20 protein-coding genes, 1 other RNA gene and 1 pseudogene are annotated in these 20,038 nt (G+C 66.1%); 6 read left to right on the top strand and 16 right to left on the bottom strand.

From position 1 onward, the window contains the following. Window positions 1–19: 19 nt before the first annotated feature. From rpiB to ACFOW6_RS14840, 3 genes are all read right to left on the bottom strand, one after another. A complete protein-coding gene (rpiB, locus tag ACFOW6_RS14850) occupies window positions 20–460 on the bottom strand; it encodes a ribose 5-phosphate isomerase B (RefSeq protein ID WP_382423207.1) in 441 nt (146 codons plus the stop codon). Window positions 461–566: 106 nt separating this feature from the next. Continuing rightward, window positions 567–1,673: a cytochrome b/b6 domain-containing protein gene (locus tag ACFOW6_RS14845; protein ID WP_382423206.1), complete on the bottom strand. Its 1,107-nt coding sequence runs from the start codon at window positions 1,671–1,673 to the stop codon at window positions 567–569. Window positions 1,674–1,705: 32 nt separating this feature from the next. Then, window positions 1,706–3,748 (bottom strand): protein meaA, encoded by a 2,043-nt coding sequence (locus ACFOW6_RS14840; protein WP_382423205.1) that lies wholly within the window; start codon window positions 3,746–3,748, stop codon window positions 1,706–1,708. Between the two features lie 195 nt (window positions 3,749–3,943). On the opposite strand from ACFOW6_RS14840, the gene ccrA reads away from it, so the two are divergent. From ccrA to ACFOW6_RS14825, 3 genes are all read left to right on the top strand, one after another. After that, window positions 3,944–5,224 (top strand): crotonyl-CoA carboxylase/reductase, encoded by a 1,281-nt coding sequence (ccrA, locus tag ACFOW6_RS14835; protein ID WP_382423204.1) that lies wholly within the window; start codon window positions 3,944–3,946, stop codon window positions 5,222–5,224. Between the two features lie 86 nt (window positions 5,225–5,310). Beyond that, complete coding sequence (locus tag ACFOW6_RS14830) at window positions 5,311–6,999, top strand: acyl-CoA dehydrogenase family protein (protein ID WP_382423203.1); 1,689 nt, start codon at window positions 5,311–5,313, stop codon at window positions 6,997–6,999. Between the two features lie 109 nt (window positions 7,000–7,108). Further along, window positions 7,109–7,456 (top strand): antibiotic biosynthesis monooxygenase family protein, encoded by a 348-nt coding sequence (locus ACFOW6_RS14825; protein WP_382423202.1) that lies wholly within the window; start codon window positions 7,109–7,111, stop codon window positions 7,454–7,456. A gap of 216 nt (window positions 7,457–7,672) precedes the next feature. Here ACFOW6_RS14825 and truA read toward each other — a convergent pair whose 3' ends face one another. From truA to def, 3 genes are read right to left on the bottom strand one after another with little or no spacing between them, the layout of a single operon-like run. Further along, entirely contained in the window at window positions 7,673–8,416 is a 744-nt protein-coding gene (gene truA / locus ACFOW6_RS14820) for a tRNA pseudouridine(38-40) synthase TruA (RefSeq protein ID WP_382423201.1), read from the bottom strand. Then, window positions 8,413–9,384: a methionyl-tRNA formyltransferase gene (gene fmt / locus ACFOW6_RS14815; RefSeq protein WP_382423199.1), complete on the bottom strand. Its 972-nt coding sequence runs from the start codon at window positions 9,382–9,384 to the stop codon at window positions 8,413–8,415. The genes truA and fmt overlap by 4 nt, the downstream gene beginning before the upstream one ends. A 50-nt stretch (window positions 9,385–9,434) precedes the next feature. Beyond that, window positions 9,435–9,971, bottom strand: coding sequence for a peptide deformylase (def, locus tag ACFOW6_RS14810; RefSeq protein WP_382423197.1), 537 nt, complete (start codon window positions 9,969–9,971; stop codon window positions 9,435–9,437). A 155-nt stretch (window positions 9,972–10,126) separates the two neighbouring features. On the opposite strand from def, the gene ACFOW6_RS14805 reads away from it, so the two are divergent. Continuing rightward, window positions 10,127–11,242: a DNA recombination protein RmuC gene (locus ACFOW6_RS14805; protein ID WP_382423195.1), complete on the top strand. Its 1,116-nt coding sequence runs from the start codon at window positions 10,127–10,129 to the stop codon at window positions 11,240–11,242. 122 nt (window positions 11,243–11,364) lie between these two features. On the opposite strand, the gene ACFOW6_RS14800 is transcribed toward ACFOW6_RS14805, so the two are convergent. Next, entirely contained in the window at window positions 11,365–11,649 is a 285-nt protein-coding gene (locus ACFOW6_RS14800) for a Dabb family protein (RefSeq protein ID WP_382423193.1), read from the bottom strand. A 56-nt stretch (window positions 11,650–11,705) separates the two neighbouring features. Beyond that, window positions 11,706–12,551 carry a PhzF family phenazine biosynthesis protein gene (locus ACFOW6_RS14795; protein ID WP_382423191.1) on the bottom strand — a complete coding sequence of 282 codons (846 nt, stop codon included), beginning with the start codon at window positions 12,549–12,551 and terminating at the stop codon, window positions 11,706–11,708. A 167-nt stretch (window positions 12,552–12,718) separates the two neighbouring features. Between ACFOW6_RS14795 and ACFOW6_RS14790 the strand changes: the two genes are divergently transcribed. Beyond that, a complete protein-coding gene (locus tag ACFOW6_RS14790) occupies window positions 12,719–13,069 on the top strand; it encodes a GFA family protein (protein ID WP_382423189.1) in 351 nt (116 codons plus the stop codon). A gap of 250 nt (window positions 13,070–13,319) precedes the next feature. On the opposite strand, the gene ACFOW6_RS14785 is transcribed toward ACFOW6_RS14790, so the two are convergent. From ACFOW6_RS14785 to ffs, 7 genes are all read right to left on the bottom strand, one after another. Continuing rightward, a complete protein-coding gene (locus ACFOW6_RS14785) occupies window positions 13,320–13,664 on the bottom strand; it encodes a hypothetical protein (RefSeq protein ID WP_382423187.1) in 345 nt (114 codons plus the stop codon). 244 nt (window positions 13,665–13,908) lie between these two features. Next, window positions 13,909–14,301, bottom strand: a complete 393-nt coding sequence (locus ACFOW6_RS14780; RefSeq protein WP_382423185.1) for a cupin domain-containing protein — start codon at window positions 14,299–14,301, stop codon at window positions 13,909–13,911. Window positions 14,302–14,416: 115 nt separating this feature from the next. After that, on the bottom strand, window positions 14,417–15,838 hold the full coding sequence (locus ACFOW6_RS14775; protein ID WP_382423183.1) for a DUF4139 domain-containing protein: 1,422 nt from the start codon (window positions 15,836–15,838) through the stop codon (window positions 14,417–14,419). A 100-nt stretch (window positions 15,839–15,938) separates the two neighbouring features. Further along, window positions 15,939–16,538: a recombination mediator RecR gene (gene recR, locus ACFOW6_RS14770; RefSeq protein WP_382423181.1), complete on the bottom strand. Its 600-nt coding sequence runs from the start codon at window positions 16,536–16,538 to the stop codon at window positions 15,939–15,941. A 23-nt stretch (window positions 16,539–16,561) separates the two neighbouring features. Further along, the gene (locus ACFOW6_RS14765) at window positions 16,562–16,885 is read right to left on the bottom strand and encodes a YbaB/EbfC family nucleoid-associated protein (protein WP_382423179.1); all 324 of its coding nucleotides are present in this window, start codon (window positions 16,883–16,885) and stop codon (window positions 16,562–16,564) included. Between the two features lie 7 nt (window positions 16,886–16,892). Further along, window positions 16,893–18,797, bottom strand: a complete 1,905-nt coding sequence (locus tag ACFOW6_RS14760; protein WP_382423177.1) for a DNA polymerase III subunit gamma/tau — start codon at window positions 18,795–18,797, stop codon at window positions 16,893–16,895. A gap of 62 nt (window positions 18,798–18,859) precedes the next feature. Beyond that, an RNA gene (gene ffs, locus ACFOW6_RS14755) (signal recognition particle sRNA small type) lies at window positions 18,860–18,959 on the bottom strand. Window positions 18,960–19,083: 124 nt separating this feature from the next. Between ffs and ACFOW6_RS14750 the strand changes: the two genes are divergently transcribed. After that, the gene (locus ACFOW6_RS14750) at window positions 19,084–19,890 is read left to right on the top strand and encodes an aldolase (RefSeq protein ID WP_382423175.1); all 807 of its coding nucleotides are present in this window, start codon (window positions 19,084–19,086) and stop codon (window positions 19,888–19,890) included. A 24-nt stretch (window positions 19,891–19,914) separates the two neighbouring features. Here the strand turns inward: ACFOW6_RS14750 and ACFOW6_RS14745 are convergent. Then, window positions 19,915–20,038 (bottom strand): annotated as a pseudogene (locus tag ACFOW6_RS14745) (IS5/IS1182 family transposase); the annotation flags it as partial.

Below are 20,038 nucleotides of genomic sequence, written 5' to 3'. Positions count from 1 at the left end.
GAGTGAAAACGCGGACAGCTCAATTCCTTCCGAGCTTGTCTACGCGACGTTGATGCCTGCCTCCCTCGAAATCCGTCTCAAGAAAGACCTTGAGGCAGGCCTTCGCGACTTCCTCGCCGACCAGGCGCGCTCCCAGCGCCAGAACATTGGCGTCATTGTGTTGGCGCGCCAGCCGGGCAGCGGTTTCGTCGCAACAGAGAGCAGCACGCACCCTGGGGTTCCGGTTGGCAGCGATGGAAATCCCGATTCCGGTGCCGCAGACGACAACGCCGCGCGTGACGCGGCCGTCGGTTACGGCCTCACCCATGGCGCTTCCGAAATCCGGGTAGTCCACCGAATCCGTCGAATCGGTTCCCAGATCCAGTATATCATAGCCGAGAGTTCGAATTTCGTCTGCCAACAGGCTCTTCAGCCCGTAACCGGCGTGGTCGGAGGCTAGTGCTATTGTTTCGCGCGACATGTTCCGCTGTTCCCAAGGAAGGTGGCGGACGCTACCACATGTAGACGGGCCTGCAAAGGCACCGCCCTGTTTCCCGCAGTTCCCGCGCTCAAGGCGAGTCGCAGGTTCAGGAGCCAGACGCCTCGGCGTGGATGACGAAACGGATGATGATCTCGGCGCCGACCTGGGAGGTGTCCTCCCACTGGCCCTGCCCCACGCCGTAATCCAGCCGATTGATGGTCAACTCCCCTTCGGCGCGAGCCTGACGCTCCGGGCCCTCTCCTTCGATCTCCAGGGTAAAGGGAAGGGTCACCTCACGCGTCGTTTCGCGCAGGGTCAGTTCGCCTTCGGCCTCGTACTGGCCCTCGCCGGTTTCCCAGAAAGTGTCGGCGACGAAGCTGGCTTCAGGATAGCTCTCCACATCCAGCAGCCCCTCGTCGCGAATGGAATTGTCCCGCTGGCTCGAGCCGCTGTTCACGGAGGCCGTCTCGATCAGCACCTCGACCCGCGAGTCCTCGAGGGTCTCGGGATCGAAGACGATGTCGGCCGTGAAGTCCTCGAACTCTCCCTCGAATTCGTCCCCCGACTGGCTGCCGATGAAGGTCAGGCGGCTTTCCTCGTAGTCCGTCTGCCACTCTGTGGCCTGTGCATCGCCAGGAAGCAGCAGCCCCGTGGCCAGCAGGCCACCGGCCAGCAGCGGCAGCATGCGGCGCAGGACATCGTCCTTCAACACGAAGTGGTGACGCAGAGCGGCGGCGGCATGCACCAGCACCACCAGCAGCAGGGCAGCCGCGAGATAGAAATGTACGGCGGACATGGAATGCATCAGGTCCTCGTTGGCCGGAATGGGGCTCGGCAGGTTGAACAGTCCGTAGATGACGGTGGGAAGGCCAGAGGCGAAGCCTATGATCAATCCCGTCGCGGGCATGGCCAGCATCAGGATATAGAGCAGGGCATGGCTGGTCCGCGCGGCCAGCCGCTCCCACTGCGGCATGTGCGCGGGCAGCGGCGGAGCCGGGTGGCGCCAGCGCCAGATCAGGCGCAACAGCACCAGCACCAGGATGGTCAGCCCGACCGACTTGTGCAGGTTGTAAAACTCGATCTTCTGCGGACTGTTCTCCATGGTCACCATGTACAGCCCGAAGATGCCCTGGCCCACCAGGACCAGAGCCAGCAGCCAGTGCAGGCCGCGCTGGACGAAATGATAGCGCTGAACAGGAGCGTCTACGGACATGGCTTCCTTCCTGCCCTGAAGTTAGTCCTTCCTCAGCGTTTTGCCAGAGGCAAATCCTCCACGTCCTCTGCAAAGACCTGTTCCACCAGATCAACAATCCGTGAGAGGATGACCGTCATGTCATAGTCCTTGGGCGTGAAGACCGCCGCGGCCCCGGCCGCTTCCAGGGCGCTGGTATCCGCCTCGGGAACGATTCCTCCCACCACCAGGGGCAGGTCGTCCAGTCCGAAGGCCTGCAGGCGTTCGCGCACGGCCCGTACCAGCGCCAGGTGGCTGCCCGAGAGGATGGACAGCCCCACCACATGCACCCCCTCTTCCAGGGCGGCGTTGGCGATCTGTGCCGGCGTCAGGCGGATTCCGTCGTAGACCACCTCGAACCCGGCGTCCCGGGCCCGCACGGAGATCTGCTCCGCACCGTTCGAATGGCCGTCCAGGCCGGGCTTGCCCACCAGCATCTTGGGTCGACACCCCATTCGCTCCGACAGCGCGGCAGTGCGTGCACGCAAATCCGCCAGACCCCGTTCCTCCTCCGCACCGAAGTCATGGCCCCGCCCCAGCCCGGTGGGAGCGCGATAGGCCCCGAACACTCCCCGCAGGACCTCACCCCACTCGCCCGTGGTCACCCCGGCATGAGCGCAGGCTATCGAGGGCTCCATGATGTTGCGCCCCGCGCGTGCGGCGGCCTCTAGGTCGGCCAGCGTTTGCGCGACCTTCTCCTCGTCACGCTGCCGACGCCAAGCCTCCAGGGCGGCAATCTGCTCCGCTTCGGCCCTGGGATCCGATTGCAGAAAATCGCCCTCGCCGGCCGTGAGCGGCGAGGGCTCGCTTTCCCGATAGCAGTTGACGCCGACCACCGGCTGCACCCCGCTCTCGATGGCCGCAAAACGTCGGGAGGCACTATCCACCAGGCGTTCCTTGATGTAGCCGCTTTCCACGGCCGCCACGGCACCACCGCGTTCGGCTACGCGCGCCATCTCGGCCCGGGCCTCCGCCACGAGGCCGGCAACCTTCTCCTCGATGACCGGATTGCCGCTGAAGATATCCCCATGCTCCAGCAGGTCGCTCTCGTAAGCCAGGACCTGCTGCAGGCGCAGGCTCCATTGCTGGTCCCAGGGCCGTGGCAGGCCCAGGGCCTCGTTCCAGGCCGGCAGCTGCACGGCGCGCGCCCGGGCGTCCTTCGACAGGACCACCGCCAGCATCTCGATCAGGATGCGATAGACGTTGTTCTCCGGCTGCTGCTCGGTCAGGCCCAGCGAGTTCACCTGAACGCCATAGCGGAAACGCCGGTATTTCTCCTCCTCGATGCCGTAGCGCTCGCGGCAGATCTCGTCCCAGAGCTGCACGAAGGCGCGCATCTTGCACAGCTCGGTGACGAACCGGATGCCGGCGTTGACGAAGAAGGACATGCGGCCGACGACCCGGGCGAAATCCGCCTCTGGCACCTGCCCGTCCTCGCGCAGGCTGTCCAGGACGGCGGTCGCCGTGGTCAGCGCATAGGCCAGCTCCTGGACCGGCGTGGCCCCGGCCTCCTGCAGGTGATAGCTGCAGACGTTCATGGGATTCCAGCGCGGCATCTCGCGATAGGTGAAGGCAACGACGTCCGTGGTCAGCTTCAGCGACGGCGCCGGCGGCAGCATGTAGGTCCCGCGCGAGAGGTATTCCTTGATGACGTCGTTCTGGACGGTGCCGGTAAGCGCCGCGCGCGCCACGCCTTGGCGTTCGGCAACGGCGATATAAAGGGCCAGCAGCCAGGGTGCCGTGGCGTTGATGGTCATGGAGGTGTTCATCTGATCGAGCGGAATGCCGTCGAACAGCGCCTCCATGTCCCCCAGGTGGCTGATCGGCACCCCCACCTTGCCCACCTCGCCCAGAGCCAGGGCATGGTCGCTGTCATAGCCCGTCTGGGTCGGCAGGTCGAAGGCGACCGACAGCCCGGTCTGCCCCTTGGCCAGGTTGCTGCGATAGAGCGCATTCGAGGCGTGCGCCGAGGAATGCCCCGCATAGGTCCGGAACAGCCAGGGCGAATCGCGCCCGGGCTGCTCATGTTGCGCCGCACTCTCTTTTGACTGGGTCATGGAGCGCCTACCTCCTGATTTTCCCTGTTATTTCTAATAAATCCATTAGAAAGTGATAATATTTCGCTCATTATAGCTTAAAAGTAACATACTATCTTTTTGCATTGCAAAAAATAAATCGGTGTAGTTAGCTGGTGCAAAAACAACCGGTCGGCATACTGGCCAAGACTACAGGACAGGTTCAAGGAGGTCGTTATGAACAGCAGCGCCGAAGCGGTGCAGATCCACCCCCGTCAGCAAGCCAAGGATCTCTACGAGGTGGGCGAGATCCCGCCGCTGGGGCATGTCCCTAAAAAGATGTACGCTTGGGCGATCCGACGCGAGCGCCACGGCGAACCGGAAAGCGCCATGCAGCAGGAGGTCGTGGACATCCCCGAGCTGGACAGCCATGACGTCCTGGTCATGGTGATGGCCGCCGGGGTCAACTACAACGGCGTCTGGGCCGCCCTTGGACAGCCGATGTCCGTTTTCGACGTGCATGGCGCCGACTACCATGTGGCGGGCTCGGACGCCTCGGGCGTCGTCTGGGCCGTGGGCTCGGCCGTCAAGCGCTGGAAGGTCGGCGACGAGGTGGTCATCCACTGCAACCAGGACGACGGCGACGACGAGGAGTGTAACGGCGGCGACCCCATGTTCTCGCCCTCCCAGCGCATCTGGGGCTACGAGACGCCGGACGGTTCCTTCGCCCAGTTCTGCCGCGTCCAGGACCGCCAGCTGATGCCGCGGCCGAAGCACCTGACCTGGGAGGAATGCGGCTGCTACACGCTCACCCTGGCCACCGCCTATCGCATGCTGTACGGCCATCGCCCGCACATCCTTAGGCCCGGTCACAATGTCCTGGTCTGGGGCGCCTCCGGCGGGCTGGGCTCCATGGCCATCCAACTGATCGCCACAGGCGGCGCCAATGCCCTGGGCGTCATCTCCGACGCCACCAAGCACGACTTCGTCATGAGCCTGGGCGCGCGCGGTGTCATCAACCGCAAGGACTTCGACTGCTGGGGCCGCCTGCCCGACGTCAACGGTGACGCCTTCGGCGATTACATGAAGGAGGTGCGCAAGTTCGGCAAGGCAATCTGGGAACACACCGGCAAGGGCAACGACGTGGACTTCGTCTTCGAGCATCCGGGCGAACAGACCTTCCCGGTCTCCTGCTTCGTGGTCAAGCGCGGCGGCATGGTGGTCTTCTGCGCCGGCACCACCGGCTACAACCTGACCATGGATGCCCGTTTCGTCTGGATGCGTCAGAAACGCATCCAGGGCAGCCACTTCGCCAATCTGAAGCAGGCCAGCCAGGCCAACCGCCTGGTGATCGAACGGCGCATCGACCCCTGCATGAGCGAGGTCTTCGGCTGGGAGGACATCCCGCTGGCCCACACCAAGATGATGAACAACCAGCACAAGCCCGGCAACATGGCCGTGCTGGTCCAGGCTAGGCGCCCCGGCCTGCGCACCATCGAGGACGCCATCGAGGCCTGAGCCCCTCTCGGGCCGGGCCTTGCCTGGCCCGGCCCGAGAGGCCATAACGGATGCATTGCTCTCAGGCAGGATAAGGGGATGCAACCTTGAGCCAGGCACAAACCACCGCCCCCGGCGCAGACAGCAACAGTCCTATCCTCGACAATCTGACGGCCCTGTGCCGCGAGGCTCTGACGGCGGCCGAAGGCTTCTCGGACGCGGCCAGGACAGCCCTGGCTGCAAGCGTCGCACCGGACGGCAAACCCGACGCCGCCCTGCTGGAGCGCGAGCAGTTCGCTGCCCACGGCTATGCCTGGTTCGCCACCTATGTCTCGGCCCTGCGCGAGATGCTGACCTGGGCCGAGCGGCTGGAGAGCGAAGGCCGCTTCGGTGAACTGGAAGCGCTGATGCTGCAGGCCGCCTTCGGGGAATACCTGAACCAGCTGCACGGCGGCATCGCGCTCAGCCAGGTGGAGATCCTGCGCCCTGCCGACCTGGGGCTGTCCGAGGCCGAGATCGACGCCTTCCTGACCCCCGCCGTGAAGAAACTCCGTGTGGCCGGCCATACCGCTGCGGTGCGCGCGCGTATCGGCGATTTCCTGGCCGATGGACACTTCGGCGCGCCGGGCCTGGACGAGACCGAGGCCATGATCGCCGACGAGTTCCGTAAGTTCGCCGACGCCCATGCCGAGGCCGCCCACGAATGGCACCTGAAGGATGACCTGATCCCGCTGGAGGTGGTCCAACAGCTGGCCGACCTGGGTGTCTTCGGCCTGACGGTCTCCGAGGCCTATGGCGGCACCGGCATGGGCAAGACGGCCATGTGCGTGGTCACCGAGGAACTGAGCCGCGGCTACATCGGCCTGGGCTCGCTGGGCACACGCTCCGAGATCGCCGCCGAACTGATTACCCTGGGCGGCACCCAGGCACAGAAGGACCACTGGCTGCCGCGCATCGCCTCGGGCGAGATCCTGCCCACCGCCGTCTTTACCGAGCCCAACACCGGCTCGGACCTGGGCAGCCTGCGCACCCGGGCCAGCCGCGACGGCGAGGTCTACCGCATCACCGGCAACAAGACCTGGATCACCCATGCCGCGCGCACCGACGTCATGACCCTGCTGGCGCGCACCAACCCGGACGAGCCGGGCTATCGCGGGCTGTCCATGTTCCTGGCCGAGAAACCGCGCGGCAGCGATGCCGATCCCTTCCCGGCCAAAGGCATGAGCGGCGGCGAGATCGAGGTTCTGGGCTATCGCGGCATGAAGGAGTACGAGATCGCCTTCGACGGCTTCGAGGTCCCGGCCGCCAACCTTCTGGGCGAGGTCGAGGGCGAAGGCTTCAAGCAGCTTATGGCCACCTTCGAGTCGGCCCGCATCCAGACCGCCGCCCGCGCCGTGGGCGTCGCCCAGAACGCCATGGAACTGGGCCTGGACTATGCCAGGGAGCGCAGGCAGTTCGGCAAGGCGATCCTGGAGTTTCCGCGCGTATCGGGAAAACTCGCCTGGATGGCGGTGGAGACCATGGTGGCCCGCCAGCTGACCCTCGCCGCAGCGCGCGAGAAGGACTCGGGCCGGCGCTGCGACATCGAGGCCGGCATGGCCAAGCTGCTGGCCGCGCGCGTGGCCTGGGCCAACGCCGACAACGCCCTGCAGATCCACGGCGGCAACGGCTACGCCCTGGAATACAAGATCTCGCGCGTGCTCTGCGACGCCCGCATCCTCAACATCTTCGAGGGCGCCGCCGAGATACAGGCCCAGGTCATCACCCGCGGCCTCCTGAAACCCGGCAGGAACTGACGCCGAACGGCAGGCAGGTTGAAGCCCGCCCAAGCTTTCGGCTGGACTCTGCACAGGCCGGGAATCTGCTAGGCTGTCTCTCAAACAAACAGAGAGGGAGGGACACCGCATGATCGCCGTCATCTTCGAAGTCTGGCCTGCCGAAGGCGAAACCGACCACTATCTGGACCTGGCCGCCGAGCTCAGGCCGGAACTGGAACAGGTGGACGGCTTCATTTCCGTCGAACGCTTCCAGAGCCTGAGCGAGTCCGGCAAGCTGCTCTCGCTGTCCTTCTGGCGCGACGAGGAGGCCATCCAGGATTGGCGCAACCGTCCGAAGCACCGCGCCACCCAGGCCGAGGGCCGCGCGGGGGTATTCAACGATTATCGCCTGCGCATTGCCGGCGTCTTGCGCGACTACGGCCTGGACGACCGCGCCCAGGCACCGGAGGACAGCCGCCAGGCCCATGGCAAGTGAGACGAAGCCGCTTTCCGCCGAGGCCAATCCAGAATTGATATTGAATAGAAATGCATCTTCAGGAGTCGTGCCGGAAGGCGAACCTCGAAAGATCGGCCACAAGCACAGGCCGAGCCGATGGCATAGCCCCGACTCAAACGTCAGTGCCGGCATGCTTCGAGCCACCCGTACAGTGTGCCCCTCAGCATGGGCTATTCAATTATTGGTCCCAAATACCTAATCATAACTCACGCCGGTCAGATACAGCCCCTCCGGCGGCGCCGTCTCTCCGGCAGCGGCGCGGTTGCGCGCCTCCAGGATGGCGCTGATGTCGTCGGGGCTCCAGCGGCCCAGGCCAACCTGTTTCAGGGTCCCCGCGATATTGCGCACCTGGTGATGCAGGAACGAGCGCGCGCCTGCATGGATGTCGATGGTCTCGCCCTCGCGCACCACCTCCAGCCGGTCCAGTGTCTTCACCGGCGAATCCGCCTGGCACTCGGAGGCGCGGAAGGAGGTGAAGTCGTGCTTGCCCAACAGGCGCAGCGCCGCCTCGGCCATGGCGCCGGCGTCCAGCGGCTTGGGCACCCACCAGGCCCGTCCGGCATCGAGGACCAAGGGTGCCCGCCGATTGACGATACGATAGAGATAGCTGCGTCCCGTCGCCGAGAAGCGCGCATGGAAATCCGGTTCCACCACCTCGGCCCTGATCACCGCCACCGGCTGAGGCTTCAGGTGATAGTTGACCGCATCGCGCACGGTATCGGCCCGTGTCGTGCGGTGAAGATCGATGTGCGCCACCTGAGCCACGGCATGCACGCCGGCATCCGTGCGTCCGGCACAGTGCACCACGAGCCGCTCGCCCGAGAAGGCATAGACTGCCTCCTCCAGTGCCGCCTGCACCGAAGGCCCGTTGTCCTGGCGCTGCCAACCGACGAAGGGCCCTCCATCGTACTCCAGGATCAGCTTGAAGCGCGTGGTCATGGCGCCTCCGGCAACTCCAGGATACTGCCCGCCGGCACGGCAAAGCCGCGCAGGAAGGCACCGGCTTCCAGCACGGCGCGTCCCGGGCGCTGCAGCTTCTCCAGGCGCAAGGCGCCCTCGCCGCAGGCCACGGTCAGATGGGTGTCCAGCACTGTGCCAGGCATAGCGCCGTTCTCTCCACCCTGCAGGCTGGCCTGCACCACCTTGATCTTCTCGCCCTCGATCTCGCAGAAGGCCCCGGGCCATGGCGTAAAGGCACGGACCTTGCGTTCCAGTTCTACTGCCGGCCGTCGCCAGTCCAGCGCGCTCTCGGCTCGGCTCAGCTTGGCGGCATAGGTGACACCCTCTTCCGGCTGGGGCTCCGGCGTGATGCGCCCGCTTACGTAATCTGCCAGCACCGGCACGATAGCCTCGGCACCCAGGGTCGCCAGGCGGTCGTGCAGGCTCTGCCCGGTCTCCTCAGCTGCGATCGTGAGAGGCCGGCGCGCCAGCATGGGCCCGGTGTCCAGGCCGGCCTCCATGCGCATGAGGGTGACCCCGGTCTCGGCGTCGCCGGCCAGCAGGGCGCGCTGGATCGGCGCAGCCCCGCGCCAGCGCGGCAGCAGAGAGGCATGGACGTTGACGCAGCCATGACGCGGTGCGTCCAGCACGGCCTGGGGCAGGATCTGGCCATAGGCCACCACCACTGCGACGTCCAGGTCCAGGGCGGCAAACTCGGCCTGTGCCTGCGGGTCCTTCAGGCTCTGGGGCGTGCACACGGGCAGGCCGTGGGCCAGCGCCGTCTCGTGCACCGGCGCGCGGCGCTCGCGATGGCCGCGGCCGGCCGGGCGCGGTGGCTGGCTATAGACGGCGGCAATGTCGTGTCCGGCGGCGACCAGCGCCTCCAGTGTCGGCACGGCGAAATCCGGCGTGCCCAGGAAGGCCAGGCGCAGGCGTGAATTGAGTGGGGTGGTCTGGCTGTCCGACATGGGCCCGCTTATAGCACGGGCGAACGGCTATGCCAGTGGGGGACGGCGTCTTACGAAGCGGCCGCGTAGCTGGGCAGGCTGTGCGACTTTTTCGCCTTCAGCAGCTTGCGCAGCACCATGTTGCGCTTCAGCGAAGACAGGTGGTCCAGGAACAGGATGCCGTCCAGGTGGTCGATCTCGTGCTGGATGCAGGTGGCCAGCAGGCCGTCGGCCTCCAGCTCACGGATCTCGTTCTCGCGGTCGATATAGCGCAGGCGGATTTCGGCCGGGCGCGCCACCTCGCCGAAATACTCCGGCACCGACAGGCAGCCCTCCTCGTAGGAGGCATCGTGGTCGGAAACCCAGAGCAATTCCGGATTGGCGAGATAGAGCGGGTTCGGCCCCTCGCCCTCGGGCGAGATGTCGATGACGATCACGCGCTTGGACACGCCCACCTGCGGCGCCGCCAGGCCGATGCCCGGCGCGGCGTACATGGTTTCCAGCATGTCGTCCATCAGCGTCCGGATCTCGTCGTCCACGCGCTCGACAGGCTTCGCCTTGGTCTTCAGCACGGGATCCGGCGCGGTCACTATGGGTAGCAAAGCCATCGGGGGTCTGGTGTCCGTTCCTTGAAATCCTTCTAAAGTGGATAGGTATGCCGTTCGGCATCGGGCGTCAAGATTCGAAGCTGCGGCAGGCGCACGGCCCAGGCTCCCGCGACTCTGGACGCCTGTGCTATGCAGGTCCGGACTCGAGAGAATGGATGAACACGATGGATGGAGTCGACCCGCTCGTACTGGTGGTCCTGGCCGGCCTGATCGGCCTGATGGTGGGCGTGCTGGCTGTCCTGCTGCTGCGCCGCGGAGCGGACCGCAGCAGCCAGGAGGTGGACATGCGCCTGCGCCAGCTGTCCGAGAGCCAGGCCGCCGTGCAGTCCCAGATGTCCGAGAGCCTGCGCCAGCAGGAACGCGCGCTGGCCCGCAACATGGAGGAACGGCTGGCCGACTTCTCCAAGCGCATCGGCGACCGCCTGCAGGAATCCCAGACCCAGCAGAGCAAGAACCTGACCGACCTGCGCGAGCGCCTGGCCGTGATCGACAAGGCGCAGCAGAACATCACCGAGCTGTCCAGCCAGGTGGTGGGCTTGCAGGACATCCTGTCCAACAAGCAGTCGCGCGGCGCCTTCGGCGAGGTCCAGCTGCACGACATCGTGGAGAACATCCTGCCGCCTTCGGCCTACAGCTTCCAGGCCTCGCTCTCCAGCGGCACGCGGGCCGACTGCCTGCTGCTGCTGCCCAACCCGCCGGGGCCCATCGCCATCGATTCCAAGTTCCCGCTGGAGGCCTTCCGCAACCTGCGCGCGGCCGAGGACGAGGCCAGCCGCACGACCGCCATGCGCAACTTCACCAACGACGTGCGCAAGCACATCAAGGACATCCGCGACAAGTACATCATCGCCGGCGAGACGGCGGAATCGGCCCTGATGTTCCTGCCCAGCGAGGCGGTCTATGCCGAGCTGCACGCCAACTTCACCTCGCTGGTGGAGGAGTCCTACCGCGCGCGCGTCTGGATCGTCTCGCCCACCACGCTGATGGCCACGCTGAACACCGTACGCGCCGTACTCAAGGACGTGCGCATGCGCGAGCAGGCCGGGGTGATCCAGACCGAGGTGCACCACCTGCTGGCCGATGTCGGCCGCCTGGACGAGCGCGTCGGCAAGCTGCAGCGCCACTTCGACCAGGCCAACGAGGACATCCGCCAGATCCGCATCTCCACCGAGAAGGTCTCCAAGCGCGGCGAGCGCATCGAGGACCTGCAATTGGAAGACAAGGAGGGCGGCGACACGCCGATCACCCCGCCGGTGCGGGATAACGAGTAAGGAGCAGCTTATGCGCCAATGTCGGAAACCGGGATTGATCTGACACAGCGCACGGACTCACGGATCTCCCATTTCTGGGACAGGTATCATAGGCAGGCACAATTCAAATGCCCGAACCCCCTTCAAACCTCGACATCCGCCGCGATCCGCAAATCCCGCAAGGGCCGAACAAGAGCGATGGCCTCCTCATAGAGTGGATGGGCCTTGAAGGCGGCCAGCTTGTCCTCGTCCGTAAATTCGCCGTAGACCACCAGGTCCACCTCGTTGCCCAGCTGGTCACGCCGCAGGTTGCGGCGTACGTGCAGCAGCTCGGTCTCGGGAACCTCTTCCAACCGCTTCAGGCCGGACTCGGCGGCGGTCAGGTCGGCAGGGTCCTTCACGGTGAAAAAGACCATGTGGCGGATCATGCGCAGACGACTCTCTTTTCTGTTCTTCGATGTTCCGGTGAGGCGGCACGAACCCCTTAGAGTTCCAGCGTGCCCTCGATCAGGATCTGGGTCTCGCCGCCGACAAGAATGCGGCCCGGATCATGCGTGGACGGCGTGATGTGCACCCGGCCCTCGCGGCCCAGGCGGGTGCCCTGGCGTATGGTCAACGGGCCGGCCAGGCGCCCCTCGGCTGCCATCCACTGGGCGATGGCGGCGTTGAGCGAGCCGGTGATCGGATCCTCCGACATGGAGGTCGGCGGGGCCAGCAGGCGCACCTCGTAGTCGGTCTCGCTGCCCGTCGGCTGCGGCCCGATCAGACCCACGTCGTGCAGGCCAGCCGCGCTCAGACCGGCGGGCTCCACCGCCAGCACGTCGTCGGCACTCTCCAGCTCCAGCACCTGCCAGTCGGGGCCGTTGTTCAGCCAGGCCGAGCGCACCACGCGCTCGGACAGCAGCTGCAGGGCGCGCAACAGCGCCGCCTGCCGTCCTTCGGGCAGGGGGCGTGCATCCGTGGGCGGCGCCACGAAGGCCGGTACCGGCCCCTTCAGATCGATTTCCACCAGGCCGACGCCGCATTCCTGACGCACCAGGTCCGCCTCGATGGGCACGCCGCCGCCGCGCAGCCAGGCGGCACAGCTGCCCAGCGTCGGGTGGCCGGCGAAGGGCAGCTCGCGCTCCGGCGTGAAGATGCGCAGGCGGTAGTCGGCCGCCGGGTCCTCGGGCGGCAGCAGGAAGCTGGTCTCCGCCAGATTGGTCCAGGTGGCGAAGTCCTGCATGGCCCGATCCGACAGGCCGTCGGCGTCGAGCACCACGGCCAGGCCGTTGCCCTTGGTGGGCACGGCGGTGAAGACATCGCACTGGATGAAGCGGCGTTTTGTCATGGTTTCGTCCTCGGGCTTGCTTTCACTCAGCATAGCCGAAGTCTAATCTATCCCAGGACGGCGTCGGGCAAAACCACAGGTTTCGCCGACACGCTCACTCTGGACGCCTGAGACCACATCGGGCTACAGAGTCCGGATGACACCACCAAGGATCCAGGGAGGGATAAATGGCGTTCGAAGGCTCCTGCCACTGCGGAAACGTGAGTTTCACGGTCGAGGCCGAACTGCCGGAAGCGGCGGTCAGCTGCAACTGCTCGCACTGTCGGCGCAAGGGGTTCCTGCTGGCCTTCTTCCCGGCCGAGCTCTTCACCCTGACTGCCGGGGAGGAAAACCTGCGCAGCTACTTCTTCAACAAGCACAGGATCGAGCACAAGTTCTGCACCACCTGCGGCACGGAACCCTTCGCCCATGGTGCCAATGCCGACGGCTCGCCCATGCGTGCGGTGAACCTGCGCTGCGTTCCCGCACTCGAGCTCGACAAGCTCCAGGTCCAGCCCTTCAACGGCGCCGAGTTGTAAGCCGGCTCCAAGGCAAACCCACAGCAAGCGCTCGGCCGGAGCATGCGCAGGTCATGGCACTCCCCGCCGAAGATACGGGGTGTGCCCAGCGGGCGCCGCGCGTCCTTGTCCCGCAGCCGCCAGCGTGCCATGACGCTGAAGAAGGCGCGCAGCGCAACGGGGCTCAGCCGGTCCCGGTGGGCCGCCTCTGGCATGCAAAAAGCCCGGCAAGCTGACCTGCCGGGCTTCCTGGACGAAAGAGGGAGTGCGTTTACGAGCGCAACAGCTTGCTGCACGCGTCGGCGACTTCGCCTTGGATATCCGGCGCTTCGCCCGTACTGGCCGGAACGAACTGCAGCGCCAACTCGCTCCGCTCCTCATTACGGTACCCGCTCAGCCCTTCGAGGGTATTACCCTGAACAAGCCAGTGATCGCGGGCCATTTCCTCGCAGACTTCCGCCAGGGCATTGACGCGGCTCGCTTTCACGTTCTCTTCCATGGTGTCCGCCATGACGACCCAGTTGGCAGCAAAGGCAACGATCGTGATGGCCACGGCGCCCACGACGGCGCCACCGATCACGGGTTTGGCTGTTTCGAGTTTTTCTTTCATGGTCATGATTGACTTCCCTCAATTATAAATATTTTTATATAAATATGCGAGTATGCAAAATATATACTGCAACCATAAGGTCATTTAATTGTGGCTTTTATATGGCAATTTTTAAAAAATCTAATGAAATGAAGCTATCTACAAATAATTTCAATTCATTATTTCATAAAATATTCCAGTAAAAACAGGGCTTCGCATCCGGACCACGAGTCCGTTCAGCTCAGGATAGCTGTCCCCGCACTTGGATCGATCAGGACAGATCGGTGGGCGCGGGCCGCTTGGGGCCATAGAAGATCACCCAGGCCCTGAAGTCCTGGCTGAAAGTCTCGAAGCGGTGCGGCACATGGGCCGGCACATAAAGCAGGTCCCCGGCCGTGAAAGAGACCACCTCCTCGCCCCGACGGAATGTGCCCTCGCCTGTTGCAACGATATAGAGCTCGTCGCGCTCGTGCGGCTTCTGCCGGTCCTCGCCGACCGGGGCATAGAGCTCGACCAGGACCTCCTCGCCCTGCTCGAATACGATCTGGACCGGAGTGTCGGCCGAAAGCAGCGCCGCCACATCGGCCAGCCTGGCCTGGAGGTCACTGTCAGGCGACGCCGCCGCCGCGTCCGCCATCCGTGCTTGCGCCATTTTGTCGGACATCGATCCTCCTCCTTCCCGAGTGTCATGTCTTTCGCGGACACCCTGTGCGCCTGGGAACAGCTGCGATCGACCGGATCTAAGACGATATCCGCCTGGCCCCTGCAAAGCCGCGCCGTCAGCGCTCCACGCGCACCCGGTAGGTCAGCGTGGTCTCGCCCTCGGCCGGGACTTCCAGCGTCCAGACCGGGCGGCCTGCCCCTTCGCTCTCGCTGGCGGCGCTTTCCTCCAGGATGCGCGCCCCCTGGGGCATCTGCCCCGTGACCTCGACTTCGACCGCGGTCTCGCGCGCGTTCTTCACGACGATTTCGTGGGCAGCCTCGAAGCTGTCGTCGGACAGTCGCTCGAAATCGCTCTGTCGGGCCGTGGCGGTCACGTCGAAGGCCTCGCCCAGTCGCATCGACACCTCGCCACCTTCCGGCGTATGATCCATGCGGGCCTCGCCGGCGAAGAGCGGCGACTCGCCCTCGTCCCCGGAATCGTAGACGCGGATCGTGCCCGCCGGCAGCGGCTGGCCCGCCTCGCTGTCATTGTCGAAGGCCAGGTGCAGGCCGGCGGAAACCGGCCGGTCCGGTTGGCCGCCGCCGGCCGTGGCCAGGCCGTCGAAGCGGTAGATGCGTTCGGCAGCGATATCCTCCAGTGCGAACAGGCGGCGCTGCTGCTGCTCGCCGGGCTGCAGACTCACCGTGCCGTCGAGGGTGTAGACATAGCGATCGGCGCGCGAGACCGGCGCCCCCATCTGCTGCTTTTCCATGGAATCGGCCGCCATGCTCTCGTTCGCGCGCAACATGGCCGGGCGCGGCATCTGCTCGCGCGCCACCTCGCCGGCGACCAGGCGCAGGCCAGCGTCGTGATAGGCCACATCGGTCTGGTTGCTCAGCGTCACGCTGGCGGTGAGCGACAGGCGATCCTGCTCCGACAGCCGCGCCACATAGCTGGCCTGCCAGCCGAGGCCCTCGGTCAGGTAGGTCAGCGGCAGCTCGCCGGAACCGCTGCGTTGGCTGTCCAACGTCAGGGTCAGGGCCGGCTCGGCACGCAGGCCGCCCGGTACGTCCGTAGGCAGATTTCGCAGCGCGATGCGTCCCGGCGGATCGATCTCCACGCGATTCCCCAGGTCAAGCACCGGCGTGCCGCCGGCCATGGACAGAAGCTCGGCGTCCAGCTGCTCGCTTTCCCCCGTCTCCGGGTTCTCGCGGATCAGCAGGACACGCTGCCCCACCATCTGGCGCAGCAGTTCGTCACGCGTCATGTTGGCCGGCAGGTAGCTTTGGGAGATCAGGCCGAGTTCGTCGCCGGCACCCAGGCTGACACTGTCCAGCAGCAGCTGTTCGCTGACACCGGTCAGGGAAATGCGGTTCTTGCCCTCCACCAGGGGCAGCCAGCGCACCTCGTCCACCTGTGTCAGGCCGTTCTGGTAGACCGTCAGGGACAGCTCCTGCCGGGCATCCGGGCCGATCACGCGCTCCTGCGCCGCGGCCGCGGCAGCCGCCAGGCCGGCGAGCGACAAGGTCATCACGAAAAGGGATTTGCGGGGAACCATTCTGACCTCCCGATCTTGAGATTGTGCAGGAAAGCTTGCGCACAATTAAGGCGGCAGTTTGGCCGAAATCCGCCCGGCCCGTGCACCGCTGCCTTGGCCCTTAGCTGCTGGCCGGCCGCCGCGCCCGGAAGGCGGCCATAAGCGTGCCGTCGTCCAGGTAGTCCAGGGCGCCGCCCACGGGCACGCCCTGGCCCAGGCGCGTCACTTCCACCGGCAGGTCGGCCAGGCGTTCGGCAATGTAGTGGGCCGTGGTCTGGCCATCCACCGTGGCCGAAAGCGCCAGCACAACCTCCTTCACGTCCGGATGCTCGGCCCGCTGCCACAGGCTGGACAGGTTGAGCTGTTCCGGCCCGCGCCCGTCCAGCGCCGAGAGGGTACCGCCAAGCACATGATAGCGCCCCTGGAAGACGCCGCTGCGCTCCAGGGCCCAGAGGTCGCCCAGCTCCTCCACGACGCAGATCAGCGAGGTATCGCGACGGTTGTCGCGGCACAGCCGGCAGGGATCGCTATCGTCCAGGTTGCCGCAAAGCTGGCACTGGCGAATGTTGTCCGCAGCCCGCACCAGCGCATCGGCCAGTGGGCGCAACAGGTCCTCCCGCCGTTGCAACAGGCTGAGCGCCGCCCGCCGCGCCGAGCGAGGGCCCAGGCCGGGCAGGCGAGCCAGCAGCTGGATCATGCGATCGATGTCGGAGAGGCTCACGCCGGACAGGCTCCGTCAGCGCCTCAGAACGGCAGGTTCATGCCCGGCGGCAGTTCCATGCCACCGGTCAGTTCCTTCATCTGTTCCTGCGCTTCCTCGTCGACCTTGGCGCGGGCGTCGTTGATCGCCGCCAGGATCAGGTCCTCCAGGACCTCGGAATCGTTGGGGTCGATCAGCGAGGGATCGATCTTGACCTTCTTCGCCTCGCCCTTGCCGCTGAGCGTCACCTGCACGAGGCCGCCGCCCGACTGGCCCGTGATCTCCATTTCCTGCAGTTTCTCCTGCAACTCGTTCATCCGGCCCTGCATCTCCTGGGCCTGCTTCATGATCTGACCAAGATTCTTCATGGGATTCCTACTCCGTTTCCTCGTCTTCCGGGGGTGGACCGGCAGCCATATCCGCCTCGTCATCCGCCGCCGGGTCAAGTGGCTCGTCATCCCTGTCCCCGGGAGTCTCGACCTCCGTCTCCTGCGGCAGGGTTATGCGTGAAATCGCAGCTCCGGGAAAGGCATCCATCACCGCCTGCACGCGCGGATCGGCCAGCACTTCGGCCTGCAGGCGCGACTGTTCGGCCGCCTCCTGCTCCGCCAGCGTCGCCTCTCCGGTCTCGTCCGAGACGCTGACGACCCAGCGCTGGCCCGTCCATTCGCCAAGCAGGCGCCCCAGCTGTCCGGCCAGGTCCTTGGGCGCCTCGGGGCCCGGGCGAAATTCGATGCGGCCGGGTTCGAAGCGCACCAGATGCACATCGGTCTTGAGCTGGGCGGCCAGACGGGCCTCGCGTCGCGCCTGGGCCAGTTGCACGACCTCGGGAAAGCTCTTCGGGGCAGGCTTCTGTGCCTGATCACCGGGGACGGTACTGGGCTGGGCCGCGGGCTGCGCCTCGGGCGGTCTCTCGGCCAGGGCCGGCTGCGCCCCGCCGCTACCGGTGGAGCGCAAGGCCGTCGGTCCGTTCATGTCGCCGTGCTCGGGAGCACCGGGGGGGCTACCGGCCACCGCCTCGGCGCCAGCCGGGGCCGCCGGGGCTGCAGGCGCCGCAGAACCGTTGCCGCTGTGCCCCTCCTCCTGGGACAGGCGCCGCACCAGGTCCGCCGGCGCCGGCAGGTCGGCGGCATAGGCCAGGCGAATCAGCACCATCTCGGCTGCCTGCAGGGGCGAGGCCGCCTGCTGTGTCTCGGAAATGCCCTTGAGCAGCATCTGCCAGACGCGGGTCAGAACCGGAACGCCCAGTTTCTCGGCCATCTCGCGCCCGCGCAGGCGTTCGTTCTCGGTCAAGCCGGCCGTGGGCGTGTCCGGCACCACCTTGATGCGCGTCAGGCTGTGGGTCAGCTCCAGCATGTCCTGCAGCACCACTACGGGATCGCCGCCGGCAGCATAGAGCGAGCCCAGCTGTTCCAGCGCCGTGGCGACGTCGCCCTTCAGCGCGGCCTCGTAGAGGTCGTAGATCTGCGCCCGGTCGGTCAGCCCCAGCATCTGCTTGACCGTGGCCGCCTCGACCCGGCTCTCGCCCAGCGCGATGGCCTGGTCCAGCAGGGAGAGGCCATCGCGCACCGAGCCGTCGGCGGCGCGCGCGATCATCTGCAGCGCCTCCTCCTCGGCCGCGACGTCCTCACGCTGGCAGAGGGCGGCGAAGTGCTCGGCCAGCACCGGCTGCTCGACGCGGCGCAGGTCGAAGCGCATGCAGCGCGAGAGCACCGTGACCGGCACCTTGCGGATCTCGGTGGTGGCGAAGATGAACATGATGTGCGGCGGCGGCTCCTCCAGCGTCTTCAACAGGGCGTTGAAGGCGTTCTTGGAGAGCATGTGCACTTCGTCGATGATGTAGACCTTGTAGCGCGCCGAGACGGGGCGATAGCGCACCCCCTCGATCAGCTCGCGGATGTCGTCCACGCCGGTGCGGCTGGCGGCGTCCATCTCCAGCACGTCGGGATGGCGATCCTCGGCGATGGCGCGGCAGGTCTCGCAGTCGTCGGTGCTGCCCACGGTGGGGCCGGCGCTGCCGTCGGGGCCGGTGTAGTTGATCGCCTTGGCGATGATGCGGGCGGTGGTGGTCTTGCCGACGCCGCGCACGCCGGTCAGCACCACGGCATGCGGCAGGCGGTCGGTCTCGATGGCGTTCTTCAGCGTGCGCACCAGTGCATCCTGGCCGATCATGTCGGCAAAGGACTGCGGACGGTACTTGCGCGCCAGAACCAGGTAGGGGGATTTGCTGCCGGATGCTGCCGCCTCTTGTGGCGTCGGGGTCGCGGGCCGGTCCGTCATGTCCTCGCTCGAAGCCTGGCGCAAGCGATCGCCGACGTCGTTCTCGGCGCGGCGCGTGAAGGGTGGGAGGCTGGACCAGCGACCCGGATGCAGAAACTCGTTACGGCTGCTTCCTTCCGGATCTGACCGGGTTGGCGAGCGATCCGTCCGCGGCCAACCTCCCGTACGCACTATATCAGCATCACGGGGGGCGAGAGCAAGGGCGAGTTTACGGATTTTCTCCCCAGTTGGGGGTTTGCCAGACGGCCGCGCTTTTCGCAGACTGGAGATCACGGATTCCACGCGAATGAAGGACCCGCGCATGGCCCATGAACTCAAGACACGGCACGCCGCCGCCTCAGCGATCGGCAGCAACTCCATCGACCGCGAGGCGCTGCAGGCTGCGCGCGTGGACCTGGCCGCCGCCTTCCGCATGGCCGCGCGGCTGGGCCTTCAGGAGGGCGTGTGCAACCATTTCTCGGCCATGGTGCCGGGGCGCGACGACCTCTTCCTGGTCAATCCCTACGGCCATTCCTTCGACGAGATCACGGCCTCGCGCCTGCTGGTCTGCGACCTGCACGGCAACGTCGTCGAGGGCGAGGGGGTGCCCGAGGCCACGGCCTTCTACATCCACGCCTGCCTGCACCGCGAGGTGCCGCGCGTGAAGGTCGCCTTCCACACCCACATGCCCTACACCACCGCCCTGTCGATGCTGGAGGGCGAGCCGCTGGCCTGGGCCGGGCAGACGGCGCTGAAGTTCTACGGCCGCACGGCGGTGGACGAAAACTACAGCGGCCTGGCCCTGGACGACAGCGAGGGCGAGCGCATGGCCGCCGCCCTGGGCGATGCTGACATCCTGTTCCTCAAGAACCACGGCGTCCTGGTCGCGGCGACCGACATTGCCCAGGCTTGGGACGACCTCTACTACCTGGAGCGGGCTGCCGAGGCCCAGGTCATCGCCATGAGCACCGGCCGCTCGCTCAAGCCCATACCGCGCGAGATCGCCGAACGCACCGCCGCCCAGATCCAGGACGGCAACGCCGAAAGCGCCCGCGCCCACCTCGACAGCGTCAAGCGCCAGCTTGCGAAGCTGGCGCCGGATTTCGCGGAATAGCTTTGTAAGTCTGCAGATAGTGGACTAGGCCGCAGACTCATAAGACTTCAACCAGATGCGGAGTGAAGCCAGCTTGAGCGCGGCGAGGTAGTTTTCCGGTTTGCGGTCATAACGTGTTGCGATGCCTCTGAACTGCTTGATTTTCCCG

It is taken from the genome of Fodinicurvata halophila, assembly GCF_042651425.1.
Taxonomy (GTDB): Bacteria; Pseudomonadota; Alphaproteobacteria; order Kiloniellales; family DSM-21159; genus Fodinicurvata; species Fodinicurvata halophila.
Note: the sequence above shows the minus strand (reverse complement) of the source record. Positions and strands in the feature narration are given on the sequence as shown.